Source organism: Yoonia sp. TsM2_T14_4 (genome assembly GCF_049602355.1).
GTDB classification, from domain to species: Bacteria; Pseudomonadota; Alphaproteobacteria; order Rhodobacterales; family Rhodobacteraceae; genus Yoonia; species Yoonia vestfoldensis_A.
The window spans coordinates 2,901,073-2,915,040 of sequence record NZ_CP187137.1 but is presented as its reverse complement, the minus strand read 5'-3'; the positions used below and the strand labels follow the sequence as shown (position 1 = coordinate 2,915,040).

The window sequence follows — 13,968 nt, the reverse complement described above, 5'->3', positions numbered from 1 at the left end:
ACCCTTCCTAATGCGTGCGCGCGGTCACAAAACGTGCGGCGTCCTTTAATGTTTCGGCATCATCGCCATAATCAGATAGCGCATCGCAAGCTTGCGTGACCAGATCGACAGCGCGGCGTTTCGCCCCATCTAGCCCAAGAAGCGACACGAAGGTTGCTTTGCCCGCCGCTGCGTCCTTGCCCAATGCCTTGCCAACAAGGGCGGCGTCACCGGTCACATCCAGCACATCGTCAGCAATCTGGAAGGCAAGGCCCAGACAATCGCCATAGAGGCGCAGGGCCGCTTGATCGGCCAGCGCCATGCGCGGCCCGACAAGGGCGGCCCATGACATCAACGCGCCGGTCTTGCCCGCCTGCAAGGCGATGATCTGGTCCAGCGTCAGCGGCACATCCGCCGTTTCCGCCGCGATATCCGCTGCCTGCCCGCCCACCATGCCGCGCACGCCTGCCGCCTGCGCCAAGCTCAGCGTCAGATCGAGCTTTGCCGCATCCGCACAATCGAGCCTGCCCAAGAGTTCAAACGCCAGCGCCTGCAAGGCATCCCCCGCCAGCACGGCCGTCGCTTCGTCCCAACGCTTATGCACCGTAGGTTGGCCACGGCGCAGGTCGTCGTCATCCATGCAGGGTAGATCATCATGGATCAGCGAATAGGCGTGGATACACTCGATCGCCGCCGCCGCATGGGCCGCCACCTGCGGCGGCACACCATGCAGACGGGCCGTCTCGATCGCCAGAAAGGCGCGCAATGCCTTGCCGCCGCGCGCGGCATAAATCATCGCGTCCGGCACAGGTCCTGACAGGTCCGACAGCTGCGCCTCTATCATCTGGGTCGCGATCCGGGCGGCCTGCGCCAAGGCGTCAGGCAGCGGTCGCCGCGTGATCAGGTCAACCATCCAGCGGCGCTGTCCCTGTCGGGTGACCATTCTCGCCCAAAGTGATGCGGGCGACCTTTTCTTCGGCTTCTTTCAGTTTCGCCTCGCAGCGGGCCTTCAACGCGGCGCCACGCTCATACAGCGCGATGGACTGGTCCAGCGCGACATCGCCACGCTCCAGCTGGCCCACGACGGTTTCCAACTCTTTGATAGCGTCTTCGAAACTCATCTGGTCAACTTCGGTCATCGGCCTCTTTCCTCCAAAATCCTGACATGGGCTGCCGCGGATGCGCCCAGCGCCGGCAGGTCATAGCCGCCTTCCAGCGCCGACACCACCCTGCCGTGGCAATGGCTGTCCGCCAGATCGCACAGGCGCGCGGTCACCCATGCAAAATCATCCTCAGTTAATTCCAACCCCGCCAGCGGATCATCGCGATGCGCATCGAACCCCGCCGAAATCAGGATCAACTCTGGCGCAAAGGCATCGACACGGGGCAGCACCACGCGGTCCATCACGTCGCGAAAGGTCCTTGACCCAGTGCCTGCAGGCAAAGGCACGTTCAACACATTGCCAACACCGGTTTCATCAGCCGCGCCCGTGCCCGGATAGAGCGGCGATTGATGCGTGGAACAGAACAAGATGCGCGGATCATCCTCGACCAGATCTTGTGTGCCATTGCCGTGATGCACATCAAAATCCACGATGGCGACGCGGGCCAGCCCATGATGGTCCAGCGCATGTTTCGCCCCGACCGCGACATTGCCAAAAAAACAAAACCCCATCGGCGTCTCGCGCTCGGCATGATGACCAGGCGGGCGGACGGCGGCAAAGGCGTTCGCGACATCGCCCGCCATGACCAGATCGACTGCCAGCACGACCGCCCCGGCTGCGCGGTAAGCCGCTGCCAGCGTGCCGCGCGACATATGCGTATCGGCATCCAGTGCGTGCCACCCAGTTTCGGGTGCTGCGGCATGCAAAGCATCCAGATGCGCCTGTGGATGCGCGCGCAACAGATCATCCTGGGCCGCCAATGGCGCCTTAACGCGCATCATATCCATCCCCGCAAGCGCACCCAGCACGGCATCAAGCCGCGCCACCTGTTCGGGATGGCCGGGCGGGGTCACATGGCCATGGCAATCATCATGAAAGATCAGCGCAGTTGTCATGCTCCCAAAGAACCCAATTCCATGCGAAACCTCAACCACCTTCTTATTTCCCAAAATACTCCCCGCGCGGAGCGCATCAAAGTCTACTCCGGTGCCAGCATATACCCTTCGCCGCGGACAGTTTGCAGAAACCTTGGCTGTTTGGGGTCGATTTCGATCTTGCGACGCAGGCGGGTGATCTGGACATCAACCGCGCGCTCCTGCGTCTGACCGCCGGACCGGCTCAATTCCTCAACCAGCTTGGTGCGGGTGACAGGCTCTCCCGGACGGCCCGAAAATATGCGCATCAGCTGACTTTCGGTCGCGGTCAGCCGGACTAGGTTTGTGCCGTGCCACATTTCACCACGTTCGATGTCATAGCGCACAGGCCCCATATGCAGCACCTTGGGCAAAATCGCGACGGGTTCGGCAGCGGGGACGCGGCGCAAGATCGCGTTGATCCGCAACAACAACTCCTTAGGCTCGAACGGCTTGACCAGATAATCATCCGCCCCCGCTTCCAGCCCAGTGATACGGTCCATCGTTTCACCCTTGGCGGTGAGCAGCATGATCGGCGTCGTGATCGTCCGGCGCAAATCACGGCATAGCGCAACCCCGCCCTCGCCAGACATCATCACATCCAGCACGATCAGATCAAATTCCAGCCCCGCCAACACACGGCGGGCATGGGCGGCATCACGCGCCGTTGTCACCAGAAAGCCCGCGCGCATCAGGAATTTCTGCAACAAGCTGCGGATACGGGCGTCATCATCGACGATCAACAGGTGGGCATCGTCAGCACTCATTCAGGTTTGTCCTTCATCGCCTCGTAATGCTGGCGCGCCTCGGGGTCCATCATCGCCTCCAGCACCTGCCGGAAACCGACCACGGCAGCAGGTCCGGCCGCACGATACGCGGCGCGCATCCGGTCCCTTTGAGCGTCCGACAAGGCGCGTTCCAGCACGGCACCGGCGGGTGTCAGGTGTAGATGGCGTTCGCGCTTGTCCTTGTTGCCGACGCTGCTGATGACCAGACCGTCCTCGATCAGGCTGCGCAACACACGATTAAGCGATTGTTTTGTAACACCAAGTATCGACAACAGGTTGTTGACCGTCGTGCCGGGGCTGCGGTGAATGAAATGCAATGCCCGGTGATGGGCGCGGCCATAGGATTTCTGCGCAAGGATACGGTCGGGATCAGCCGTGAAGCCGCGATAGGCGAAAAACATCGCCTCGATCCCCTTGCGCAACTGTTCATCCGTCAGGAACAGCAGGTTTTGCCCCATCTGGGGTCGCGCGCCTTCGGCCATCCTGTCCTCCCTTGTTACCCGTCCGACAATACGTCAGCTTTATTGACATTCCAAGAATCAACTGTTAGCGATTTGGGGAAATTGCGCAACTTTATATCCGAAACGGACCTTGTTGCGACATAATTGCAAAGTGTGGAGGAACCATGGCAGGCGCATACGACGACAGAGACGGCAAGATCTGGCTGGACGGCAAACTTGTGGAATGGCGCGATGCCAATGTGCATATCCTGACACATGCGATGCACTATGCCTCTTCAGTGTTCGAAGGCGAACGTTGCTACAACGGCAAGATTTTCAAATCCCGCGCACATTCCGAACGTCTGATCAAATCTGGTCAGCTGATCGATTTCCAGATCCCGTTTTCCGTGGATGAAATCGAGACCGCGAAACAGGCAGCGCTTGATGCCAACGGCCTGAAAGACGCCTATGTCCGCCCCATCGCTTGGCGCGGCTCGGGCGAGGATATGGGCGTGGCTGCCGCACGCAATCCTGTGCATCTGGCAGTCGCTGTCTGGGAATGGGGCAATTATTACGGCGATGCGAAAACCCGTGGTGCCAAGCTCGACATCGCAAAATGGAAACGCCCCAGCCCCGAAACCGCACCCAGCCAGGCCAAGGCGGCCGGCCTTTACATGATCGCCACCATGTCCAAACACGCCGCCGAAGCCAAAGGCTGTTCGGATGCCATGATGTTCGATTATCGCGGCTATGTGGCAGAGGCGACGGGCGCCAACCTGTTCTTCGTCAAGGATGGCGAAGTGCATACACCCGCTGCTGATGCGTTCCTGAACGGGATCACCCGCCAGACCGTGATCGGCATGCTGCGCGACAAGGGCATCACCGTACATGAACGCGTGATCATGCCGGACGAGCTGGAAGGCTTCCAGCAATGCTGGCTGACCGGCACCGCGGCCGAGGTCACGCCGGTGGGCCAGATCGGCGATTATAATTTCGAGGTCGGCGCACTGACCCGTGACATCGCTGCGGATTATGAAAAACTGGTCCGTGCCTAGGCGGACAATACAAAGGGCGCCAAACGGCGCCCTTTTTCACATCTAGCGTTGCCAGATCGCAGTTTCTTCTTCGCGGGCGATCCGCACGAATTCAGTCGTGCGGCGCTCAGTGACATGGCTACGGGGCCGCTTTTGCAGATCAAGCGTGGTGCGGCGTGGCAAGGCATCCTTCTTCAGGCCAATTACCCGCTGCAATTCGTCATTGGACCCTGATTTCGCACGATCAAGTGGATGTTTCATCGACTCCTCCTTTTCGGTTGCGGACTTCAATGATAGCACAGATGCGCGCTCTATTCATAACCTTTATGGCTGTGCTCAACTTCCCATGTTGCCTGTTGCTTTGCGCTGCTGCGCGCGCTGTAGGCCCAATTTGCGTTCGCGCCAGATGATCAGCACGCCAGCAAGGATGACGATGCCCGCCCCGATCAACATCGTGCCGGTCGGGACTTCGTCAAAGATGAAATAGCCGATGGCCAACGCCAAAATCATCGAGGTGTAGTCAAAAGGGGCCACCAACGACGCATCGGCAAAGCGGTAGCTGGAGGTCAGGAAAATCTGCCCGACCCCGCCCAACAGCCCCGCCATGACCAAGAGTGCCGCGATGGGCCATGTGGGGGTGACCCAGCCCCAGGGAATCGTCAGCAGCGCCAGCAAGGATGATGTGACAGTGAACCACAACACGATGGCCGAGGTTGTTTCAGTGGCCACCAGTTTACGCACGAAAACCTGCGCCAAAGCGGTCAGCACCGCCCCCATCAGCACGACGACCGCGCCCAAGGTTTCGGCCGTGTTCAGCGACGCGCCCACAGACAGGCGCGGCGACAGCACGACGAGCACGCCAATCATGCCCAGCGCCACAGCAGACAGGCGAAAGGCGCGCACATCCTCGTTCAGAAACATCGCGGCGAAAATGACCACCAACAGCGGGGCAGCATAGCCAATCGCTGTCACCTCGGGCAAAGGCAGCAGGCCCAGACCGGCGAACCCCAATCCCATGGCCGAGGTACCGACCAGACCGCGCCAGAAATGACCCACAGTATTCGTGGTTTTCCAGCCGTGCCGCAATTCACCGCGCAGGGCCAGCCAGCCAAAAATGATCGGCAAGGCAAAAAACGACCGAAAGAACACCGCCTGCCCCGGTGGCACAGTTTCCGACGCGGCCTTGATCAGCCCGGCCATTGCCATGAACATGCAGACCGACACGACCTTGAAGACAATTCCCTTAAGCGGCTGCATGGCGTTCCCCTTTTTGTCGTGACACTATGGCGGCGCATTGACACAATGAAGCCCTTTTCGCTTGCTTCTCGCTCCGGCTCGGTTACCGCTTACGAAACGGGACAAGAAGAACAATATGAGCAGAACCACAGACCGCCCTTCCACCATGACCGCACGCGACTGGGTGCATGTGCTTGCGCAATACCGCGAGCCAAACAACTGGCGCAGCAGCTTTGAATTGGCGGTCAGCCTGATCCCGTTCATCCTGTTGTGGGTACTTGCAGTCTGGGTATCCCAATTCAGCTATATCGGTGCTTTGCTGATCTCGGCGCTGAACGGGCTGTTCCTGCTGCGGCTGTTCTGCATCCAGCATGATTGCGGGCACGGGTCGTTCTTTGGCAACCGCAAGGTCAGCGACTGGATCGGGCGGGCTTTGGGTGTTGTCACTCTGACGCCCTATGACGTCTGGCGACGGACTCATTCGATCCACCACAGCCATGCGGGCGATCTGGATCAGCGCGGCATCGGCGACGTGATGACCCTGACGGTCGAGGAATACCACCAGCGCACGCCGTTCGGGCGTTTTCTGTACCGCGCCTACCGGCATCCGCTGGTGATGTTCGGGCTTGGGCCAACCTATATCTTTTTTCTGCAAAACCGCATGCCACATGGCCGGATGCAGCGCGAAAGCAAATATTGGGTCAGCGCTATGGGAACCAATCTTGCCGTCGCAGTTCTATTGACAGTGATCGGCTATGTCGGCGGTTTCGCGGCGTTGTTTCTGGTGTTCCTGCCCACGACATTGATCGCCGCATCCATAGGGGTCTGGCTATTCTATGTGCAGCACCAGTTCGAGACGACGCATTGGGACGCTGCCGATGACTGGCAGCTGCATGACGCGGCTCTGCACGGCAGTTCACATTACGACCTGCCCCCGATCCTGCGCTGGTTCACCGCGAATATCGGCATTCACCATGTGCATCATCTTTATAGCCGCATCCCGTTCTATCGTTTGACCGAGGTGCTGCGAGACCATCAGGATCTTGTTGAATGCAGCCGCATGACACTGCTGCAAAGCCTCAAATGCGCAAGTCTTGATCTCTGGGATGAAAAATCACGGCGGCTGGTATCTTTTGCCGCCGCGCGCCGCGCCGCCGCCTGAACATCCACCTCGGGGTGGTCATGGTGGGTAGCTCAAGGCTATCAACCTGCCCTCTGCAGCCGCAAAACAGCCCAGCGCGCGGCATCGGCCACGGTTGCATCCGGATCATCAACCAGATGCGACAGGTGTGCCGCCATCGCCGGATCACCGGAATTGCCTAGCGCATAGGCGACATTGCGCACGAAGCGGTCCCGCCCGATCCGCTTGATGGGCGATCCGGCAAAACGGGCGCGAAAGGCGGCATCATCCAGTTGTGCCAGCTCTGCCAAGGGCGGGGCCAGCAAATCATCGCGCGCGGCAAGCCGTGCATCACGACCCGACGCTGCGAACTTGTTCCAGGGACAGACTGCCAGGCAATCGTCACAGCCATAGATCCGGTTGCCCATCAGACGGCGCAGGTCGGGGTCCACCGGCCCCTTGTGCTCGATGGTCAGGTAGGAAATGCAGCGCCGCGCATCCAATTGGTAAGGTGCGGGAAAGGCCTGCGTCGGACAAATATCCAGACAGGCGGTGCAGGACCCGCAATGGCTGATTTCGGGTGTATCAGGCTCCAACGCAACGGTGGTAAAAATAGCGCCCAAAAACACCCAGTTGCCCAGATCACGACCCAAAAGGTTGGTATGCTTGCCTTGCCACCCCAACCCCGCCGCCTGCGCCAGCGGCTTTTCCATCACGGGGGCTGTATCGACAAAAACCTTGATCTCGGCCTCCGGCACCTGGTCGATCAACCAGCGGCCTACAACTTTCAATCTCTTCTTGACGACATCGTGGTAATCACGCCCCTGCGCATAAACGCTGATCGCGGCGCGGTCGCGTTCGTCCAGCACAGCAAGCGGATCATGGTCGGGGGTATAGACCTCGGCCAGCATGATGACAGACCGCGCCGCGGGCCAAAGCGCCGTGGGATCGCCGCGCCACTGCATCCGGTCCGCCATCCACGCCATCTGGCCATGGCGGCCGTCCGCCACAAAGGTGGCCAGCCGTTCGGCCATCTCAGGCACGGCATCGGGACGGCAGATACCGATCTTGGCAAAACCGGCCTCAAGCGCAAAATCTTTCAGACGATCCTTCATCGATCTTCCGAGCAAAAATATCTCGGGGAAATTGCCCCTTTGGGGGCAAGGGGGCAGAGCCCCTTCTTAAAAATCCAGATCGGCATAATGCGCCGCGGGCTGAAAGCCCGGCACCTCATCGGCCAGCAAGGACCGGAACGCGGGGCGGGACTTGATCTTGGCATACCAATCCTTGACCACCTCATGCCGGTTCCAATCAACATCACTGGTGTAATCAAGACAGGACAGATGCGCCGCCCCCGCAAAGTCCGCCAGCGTCATGTCATTGCCCGCCAGCCAACGGCGGTGTTCCAGCAGATGCGCCATGTAATCCAGATGGAACTTGATAGCGCGCGCACCCGCTTTGACATTGGCGCTGTCGGGATAGCCGCGCGCCATCACCTTGCGATAAACGCGTTCGCCCGTCAGCTTGAATGTGACCTCATGATAGAACTTGTCATCAAACCAACCGACCAAGCGACGCACCTCATACCGGCCTTCTGCGTCACGCGGCATTAGTGGCGGGGTGGGGTACACTTCTTCAAGGTATTCACAGATCGCCGTGCTTTCCGACATCAACCGCCCGTTCATCTTGAGAACCGGCACCTTGGCGGCAGGGTTGCGACGCAGGAATTCGGGGCTTTGCTCCCAATATCGTTCCTCGACCAGACCGACCTCGATCTTCTTTTCAGCAAGGCAAAGCCGGACTTTGCGCGAAAAGGGCGACAGCGGATAATGGTAGAGCGTGTTCATGGCAAACCTGACTTGGACAATGGAACTTCCATGCCGCAACAGGTCGCGGGGTTCAATGCCTGCCTCATCGTTCAAAGCACTCCGCGCGGCCATCCGCCGCGATGGTATCGGCGCCCTGCATGATCTGCGCGGCCCGGTTGCGGGTAAAACTGCTGGGGTTAGATGCAGACCGCTCCTTGGGCGCAGGCAGGATCGCGGCCAGACGTGCCGCCTGTGTCGCGGTCAGATCACCGGCATCGACGCCGAAATAATGCCGCGCTGCGGCCTGCACGCCGAACACGCCCGTGTCGAACTCCGCCACGTTGAGATAGATTTCAAGGATGCGCCGCTTGCTCCACAAAACTTCGATCACGGGGGTCCAGACGGCCTCAATGGATTTGCGGGCCCAGGACCGACCATGCCATAAAAACAAGTTCTTGACGACCTGCTGGCTAATGGTCGATGCCCCGCCCCGCCCGTTTTCCATCGCATCACGGATTGCGTTCACGTCCAGCCCCCAATGCAGGCAGAAATTCGCATCTTCGGCTGCAACAGCTGACCGCGCCATGACAGGCGCAATCCCGCCCATCGGCACCCAATCCTGCTGCACCCCGCCAAGCCTGCGGCCCTCGGACAGCATATAGGCATTGGTCGGCGGATTGATCAGCGCATAAAGCAGCGTCCAGACCAGAACAAAGCCCGCGATCCCCACGCCACCCCACACCAGCGCCCGCCGCGCAGCGCGCAAAACCCGGTGCCGAAGGCCCGGTTTCTTTGCCGCTGTGTCGCGGGTGGATTTACGCGCGCGGCGCTTGGGGGGTTTGGGGGTGTCTGCCATCGCCCTGTATAGCCACAAGCCGACCGGCAGGGTCAAGCAAAGGGCGCGCCCCGCGACTGAATTCAGCGCGGGGCGTCGCCATTATTCTGCCGGAATCGCAGTTTGCGCGATGGTCAGCGGATGCTTAAGGTTGATCAGCATTTCTTTCGGGCAGACCTGCACGAAATTGGCTTTCTCCAAATCCCAATGTTGCAGGATGTCCGCAGCCTTGCGGCTGCCGGTTTCCTTGGCATGCCGTATGATCAGGTCTTTCAGCTGGTCATGCCAATGCGCGACCGTCACGGGGCAAGTGACCAGCGATTCCATGTTGATCAGCGGGGCAGACATCCCCTTGGGATCGTAAAGATAGGCCATACCGCCGGTCATGCCCGCGCCAAAGTTGGCGCCAATGCTGCCAAGGATCACCGCGACACCACCGGTCATGTATTCGCAGCCATTAGTGCCGCAGCCTTCGATCACGACATGCGCGCCGGAATTGCGCACGGCGAACCTTTCACCCGCACGGCCAGCGGCAAACAGATAGCCCGCAGTCGCACCATAAAGCACCGTATTGCCGATGATCGTGTTTTCTGATGCGACCAGCGGGCTGATCATCGGCGGACGCACGACGATAGTCCCTCCCGACAACCCCTTGCCCACATAGTCGTTGGCGTCGCCTGACACCTCAAGCTTCAGCCCCGGTGCTGCAAAAGCGCCCAAGGATTGCCCCGCCGATCCGCGCAGTTTTACCGTCAGATGGTCGGGTTGCAGCGCGTTGCGCATCCCGAACTTCTGCACGATGTGGCTCGATGTGCGGGTACCAATGCTGCGTAACGTGTTCTGCACCGCGTAATCCAGCTGCATCTTTTCGCCATCGTTCAGGAAACGCGCGGCATCCTGCACGATCTGGGCATCAAGCGTATCATCGACCGCGGTGCGCGGGCGGTGGCGGTCATACCGGATGTTATGCGCGCCATCGACAGTGATCAGCAGCGGGTTCAGGTCCAAATCATCCAGATGCGCCGAACCGCGCGAAACCTGCGTCAGCAGATCCGCCCGCCCGATCACGTCATCAAGGCTGCGTGCCCCAATGCTGGCCAAGATTTCGCGCACTTCGGTCGCATAGAAGGTGATCAGGTTCACCACCTTTTCGGCATTGCCGGTGAACTTTGCGCGCAGGGCGTCGTCCTGCGTACAAACACCGACAGGGCAGGTGTTGGACTGGCACTGGCGCACCATGATACAGCCCATCGCGATCAGCGCAGCGGTGCCGATGCCGTATTCTTCGGCCCCCAGCATCGCCGCCATGACGATATCGCGCCCGGTGCGCAAACCGCCATCGGTGCGCAAGGTGATGCGGTCGCGCAGATTGTTCATGGCCAGCACTTGGTGCGCTTCTGTCAGGCCCATTTCCCATGGCAGACCCGCATATTTGATCGAGGTGCCGGGCGATGCGCCGGTGCCGCCGTTATGACCCGAAATCAGGATCACATCGGCCTTGGCCTTGGCCACGCCCGCCGCAATCGTGCCGACGCCGGAGGATGCGACGAGTTTCACCGTCACCTTGGCGCGCGGGTTGATCTGCTTGAGGTCATAGATCAGCTGCGCCAGATCCTCGATCGAATAGATATCGTGGTGTGGCGGCGGTGAAATCAGCGTCACGCCTTTGGTCGAATGGCGCAAGCGTGCGATCAGCTCGGTCACTTTCATGCCGGGCAATTGCCCGCCTTCACCGGGCTTGGCGCCTTGGGCGACCTTGATTTCCAGTTCCTCGCAGGCGTTCAGATATTCCGCCGTCACGCCAAACCGGCCTGATGCCACCTGCTTGATCTTGGCAGATGGATTGTCGCCATTGGGTTCCGGCACGAAATGCGCTGGGTCTTCACCGCCTTCGCCGCTGTCGGATTTCGCGCCGATTCGGTTCATTGCGACGTTCAGCGTCTTATGCGCCTCGGGCGACAAAGCACCCAAGGACATGCCAGGTGTCACGAACCGTTTGCGGATCGCGGTGATGCTTTCGACCTCTTCGATTGGCACAGGCGCCCCAAGCGGTTTGATCGCCAGCAGATCGCGCAGATGGATCGGTGGATTGGCCTGCATCGATTTGGAATATTGCTGCCAGAGCGCATAGGACGCATTATTGCAGGCGGCCTGCAACATATGCATGGTCTGCGCTTCCCAAGCGTGTTTTTCACCCGACCTGCGCGCCTTGTAGAACCCGCCGATGGGCAACACATCGCTGCCGCCTTTCCAGCCCTTGGCATGGACCTCTTCGGCCTTGGCCTGAATCCCGGTCGTACCGATGCCGGAAATGCGGCTATGCATGCCGGGGAAATATTCGGCGACCATGGCGCGCGACAGGCCCACAGCCTCGAAGTTCAGACCACCGCGATAGGAGGACAGGACCGAAATACCCATCTTGGACATGATTTTCAGCAGACCCGCATCAACAGCCGCACGATAGCGGCGCACGGCCTCGGTCAGGGTGCCGTCGATCAACCCGCGCCGCAGACGATCGGCAATCGAATCCTGCGCCAGATAGGCGTTGACGGTGGTCGCACCACAGCCGATCAGCACGGCGAAATAATGCGGGTCGATACATTCCGCCGAGCGGACGTTGACAGAACAGAAGGTGCGCAGCCCCTTGCCCGTCAGCCCAGAATGCACAGCAGATGTCGCAAGGATCATCGGCATCGCCACACGGTCAGCCGATTGGTGCTGATCAGTCAGGACCAGATGGCCGGCACCAGAGCGCACGGCATCTTCTGCCTCGGCCCTGATGCGTTGCAGGCCTGCGTTCAATGCACCCCGCCCCGCCGCGAATGTACAGTCGATAAACGCCACGCTGTCACCAAATTGGCGTACCATTTCGTCAAATTCGGCATTCGCAATGAACGGGCTGTCCAGCACCAGAATTTCGGTCTGTGACGAATCTTCGTCCAGCACGTTCTTGAGGTTGCCGAACCGCGTTTTCAGGCTCATCACGCGGCTTTCGCGCAAACTGTCGATCGGCGGGTTGGTGACCTGGCTGAAATTCTGACGGAAGAAATGCGACAACGGACGATAGGTCGTCGACAGCACGGCAGATGGCGTGTCGTCGCCCATCGAGGCGATCATTTCCTTGCCATCTTCGGCCATGGGCGCGAGCACCTGTTCCAGTTCTTCGATGGAATAGCCTGCTGCGACCTGCCGTTTGCGGAGCTCTGCACCGTCGAACAGCGCCTTTTCGGGCATATCGCGCATCAGGTTGTTCAGGTCCACGACCTTTTCCACCCAATCGCTGAATGGCTGGGCAGCGGCCAGTTTGTCCTTGAGCTCGCGGTCGCGGTAAAGCCGCCCTTCGAGCATATCGACAGCGATCATCTGACCGGGGCCAAGCGCGCCTTTTTCGATGACGGTTGCTTCGTCCACGGGAACCATGCCCATCTCGGAGCCAGCCACCAACAGGCCATCACCGGTGACGACATAGCGCAAAGGACGCAGACCGTTGCGGTCAAGCCCGCCACAGACCCAGCGACCATCCGTCATGGCCAGCGCAGCGGGGCCGTCCCATGGTTCCATGACCGCATTGCAATACCCGTACATGTCCTGCCAGGCCTGTGGCATTTCCACGGCCTGTTGCGACCATGCCTCTGGCACCAGCATGGTTTTTGCCATCGGCGCGTTGCGGCCTGCACGGACCAGCACCTCGAACACCGAATCCAAGGCGGCGGAATCGGACGCACCCGACGGGATGATCGGTTTGATATCCTCTGCCTTGTCACCGAACGCGCCCGACGCCATGCGGATTTCATGGCTTTTCATCCAGTTGACGTTGCCCTTGAGCGTGTTGATCTCGCCGTTATGGGCCAGCATGCGGAACGGCTGCGCCAGCGACCATTGCGGGAACGTATTGGTCGAATAACGCTGGTGATAGATCGCAAAGGCGCTCTCGAACCGCGCGTCCATCAGGTCGGGGTAAAACTCGGCGACCTGCTCGGCCAGCATCATTCCTTTGTAAATGACCGACCGGCAGGACAGCGAGCACAGATAGATGCCCGCGATCTGCGCGGCAGCGGCGGCCTTTTCGATGCGGCGGCGGATGATATACAGCTCGCGCTCGAATTCTTCTTCGGTCATGTCCTTTTCGCAGCGGATCAGGATCTGTTCGATCTCCGGGCGGGTGGCATTGGCCTTTTCGCCCAGAACTTCGGTGTTCACCGGCACATGGCGCCAGCCGTAAATATAGTGACCCATGCGCAAGACTTCGGATTCCACGATGGTCCGGCAGCGCTCTTGTGCGCCAAAATCGGTGCGGGGCAGAAACACCTGACCCACTGCGATCATCTTGTCATCGTCGGGTTCGTGACCGGTACGGCGAACTTGATCGTAAAAGAACGGAACGGGAATCTGCAAATGGATACCCGCACCGTCGCCAGTCTTGCCGTCGGCATCGACAGCGCCACGGTGCCAGATCGCTTTTAGTGCGTTGATGCCTTTTTCAACGACATCGCGTGACGGCGTGCCGTCGATCGCCACAACCAAACCCACACCGCAGGAGGCGTGTTCGTCATCATCGCGGTACATGCCATTTTCGGCCATCCATTTGCGCTTGGCTTCTTCTGCCGCTACCCAGGTCTGGTCATAGGTTGTCATCATAATCTCCTTCGGT

At 60.0% G+C, this 13,968-nt stretch carries 13 protein-coding genes; 2 read left to right on the top strand and 11 right to left on the bottom strand.

Annotated elements, in window-relative coordinates; all coding sequences use genetic code 11:
- Positions 1–7: 7 nt before the first annotated feature.
- The 5 genes from ACPF9B_RS14475 to ACPF9B_RS14455 form a co-directional block, all read right to left on the bottom strand.
- Positions 8–892 (bottom strand): polyprenyl synthetase family protein, encoded by an 885-nt coding sequence (locus ACPF9B_RS14475; RefSeq protein ID WP_007206101.1) that lies wholly within the window; start codon positions 890–892, stop codon positions 8–10.
- Positions 885–1,118: an exodeoxyribonuclease VII small subunit gene (locus ACPF9B_RS14470; protein ID WP_007206102.1), complete on the bottom strand. Its 234-nt coding sequence runs from the start codon at positions 1,116–1,118 to the stop codon at positions 885–887. The genes ACPF9B_RS14475 and ACPF9B_RS14470 overlap by 8 nt, the downstream gene beginning before the upstream one ends.
- Positions 1,115–2,038, bottom strand: coding sequence for a histone deacetylase family protein (locus ACPF9B_RS14465; protein ID WP_424178286.1), 924 nt, complete (start codon positions 2,036–2,038; stop codon positions 1,115–1,117). Before ACPF9B_RS14465 ends, ACPF9B_RS14470 begins: the two co-directional genes overlap by 4 nt.
- Positions 2,039–2,121: 83 nt before the next feature.
- Positions 2,122–2,823 carry a response regulator gene (locus ACPF9B_RS14460; RefSeq protein WP_007206104.1) on the bottom strand — a complete coding sequence of 234 codons (702 nt, stop codon included), beginning with the start codon at positions 2,821–2,823 and terminating at the stop codon, positions 2,122–2,124.
- Positions 2,820–3,326: a MarR family winged helix-turn-helix transcriptional regulator gene (locus ACPF9B_RS14455; protein WP_007206105.1), complete on the bottom strand. Its 507-nt coding sequence runs from the start codon at positions 3,324–3,326 to the stop codon at positions 2,820–2,822. Before ACPF9B_RS14455 ends, ACPF9B_RS14460 begins: the two co-directional genes overlap by 4 nt.
- A 143-nt stretch (positions 3,327–3,469) precedes the next feature.
- Between ACPF9B_RS14455 and ACPF9B_RS14450 the strand changes: the two genes are divergently transcribed.
- Positions 3,470–4,339: a branched-chain amino acid aminotransferase gene (locus ACPF9B_RS14450; RefSeq protein ID WP_007206106.1), complete on the top strand. Its 870-nt coding sequence runs from the start codon at positions 3,470–3,472 to the stop codon at positions 4,337–4,339.
- A gap of 42 nt (positions 4,340–4,381) precedes the next feature.
- Here ACPF9B_RS14450 and ACPF9B_RS14445 read toward each other — a convergent pair whose 3' ends face one another.
- Positions 4,382–4,579: a hypothetical protein gene (locus ACPF9B_RS14445; RefSeq protein WP_007206107.1), complete on the bottom strand. Its 198-nt coding sequence runs from the start codon at positions 4,577–4,579 to the stop codon at positions 4,382–4,384.
- 75 nt (positions 4,580–4,654) lie between these two features.
- Positions 4,655–5,575 (bottom strand): DMT family transporter, encoded by a 921-nt coding sequence (locus ACPF9B_RS14440; protein ID WP_007206108.1) that lies wholly within the window; start codon positions 5,573–5,575, stop codon positions 4,655–4,657.
- 115 nt (positions 5,576–5,690) lie between these two features.
- On the opposite strand from ACPF9B_RS14440, the gene ACPF9B_RS14435 reads away from it, so the two are divergent.
- Positions 5,691–6,716 carry a fatty acid desaturase gene (locus ACPF9B_RS14435; RefSeq protein WP_040482924.1) on the top strand — a complete coding sequence of 342 codons (1,026 nt, stop codon included), beginning with the start codon at positions 5,691–5,693 and terminating at the stop codon, positions 6,714–6,716.
- A 41-nt stretch (positions 6,717–6,757) separates the two neighbouring features.
- Here ACPF9B_RS14435 and queG read toward each other — a convergent pair whose 3' ends face one another.
- The 4 genes from queG to gltB all read right to left on the bottom strand — a co-directional run bounded on the left by queG (position 6,758) and on the right by gltB (position 13,952).
- Positions 6,758–7,789 (bottom strand): tRNA epoxyqueuosine(34) reductase QueG, encoded by a 1,032-nt coding sequence (queG, locus tag ACPF9B_RS14430; protein WP_424178282.1) that lies wholly within the window; start codon positions 7,787–7,789, stop codon positions 6,758–6,760.
- A 66-nt stretch (positions 7,790–7,855) separates the two neighbouring features.
- Entirely contained in the window at positions 7,856–8,521 is a 666-nt protein-coding gene (locus tag ACPF9B_RS14425) for a glutathione S-transferase family protein (protein ID WP_040483265.1), read from the bottom strand.
- Between the two features lie 64 nt (positions 8,522–8,585).
- Positions 8,586–9,338 carry a monofunctional biosynthetic peptidoglycan transglycosylase gene (gene mtgA, locus ACPF9B_RS14420; protein WP_424178279.1) on the bottom strand — a complete coding sequence of 251 codons (753 nt, stop codon included), beginning with the start codon at positions 9,336–9,338 and terminating at the stop codon, positions 8,586–8,588.
- 81 nt (positions 9,339–9,419) lie between these two features.
- A complete protein-coding gene (gene gltB / locus ACPF9B_RS14415; protein WP_424180444.1) occupies positions 9,420–13,952 on the bottom strand; it encodes a glutamate synthase large subunit in 4,533 nt (1,510 codons plus the stop codon).
- Positions 13,953–13,968: the final 16 nt, after the last annotated feature.

Excerpts from the sequence above, each read along its gene's own strand:
- mtgA (WP_424178279.1), bottom strand. The coding sequence starts at position 9,338 with ATGGCAGACACCCCCAAACCCCCCAAGCGCCGCGCGCGTAAATCCACC.
- ACPF9B_RS14460 (WP_007206104.1), bottom strand. The coding sequence starts at position 2,823 with ATGAGTGCTGACGATGCCCACCTGTTGATCGTCGATGATGACGCCCGT.
- ACPF9B_RS14440 (WP_007206108.1), bottom strand. The coding sequence starts at position 5,575 with ATGCAGCCGCTTAAGGGAATTGTCTTCAAGGTCGTGTCGGTCTGCATG.
- ACPF9B_RS14450 (WP_007206106.1), top strand. The coding sequence starts at position 3,470 with ATGGCAGGCGCATACGACGACAGAGACGGCAAGATCTGGCTGGACGGC.
- ACPF9B_RS14425 (WP_040483265.1), bottom strand. The coding sequence starts at position 8,521 with ATGAACACGCTCTACCATTATCCGCTGTCGCCCTTTTCGCGCAAAGTC.
- gltB (WP_424180444.1), bottom strand. The coding sequence starts at position 13,952 with ATGACAACCTATGACCAGACCTGGGTAGCGGCAGAAGAAGCCAAGCGC.
- ACPF9B_RS14465 (WP_424178286.1), bottom strand. The coding sequence starts at position 2,038 with ATGACAACTGCGCTGATCTTTCATGATGATTGCCATGGCCATGTGACC.
- ACPF9B_RS14445 (WP_007206107.1), bottom strand. The coding sequence starts at position 4,579 with ATGAAACATCCACTTGATCGTGCGAAATCAGGGTCCAATGACGAATTG.
- ACPF9B_RS14470 (WP_007206102.1), bottom strand. The coding sequence starts at position 1,118 with ATGACCGAAGTTGACCAGATGAGTTTCGAAGACGCTATCAAAGAGTTG.
- ACPF9B_RS14475 (WP_007206101.1), bottom strand. The coding sequence starts at position 892 with ATGGTTGACCTGATCACGCGGCGACCGCTGCCTGACGCCTTGGCGCAG.
- ACPF9B_RS14435 (WP_040482924.1), top strand. The coding sequence starts at position 5,691 with ATGAGCAGAACCACAGACCGCCCTTCCACCATGACCGCACGCGACTGG.
- queG (WP_424178282.1), bottom strand. The coding sequence starts at position 7,789 with ATGAAGGATCGTCTGAAAGATTTTGCGCTTGAGGCCGGTTTTGCCAAG.
- ACPF9B_RS14455 (WP_007206105.1), bottom strand. The coding sequence starts at position 3,326 with ATGGCCGAAGGCGCGCGACCCCAGATGGGGCAAAACCTGCTGTTCCTG.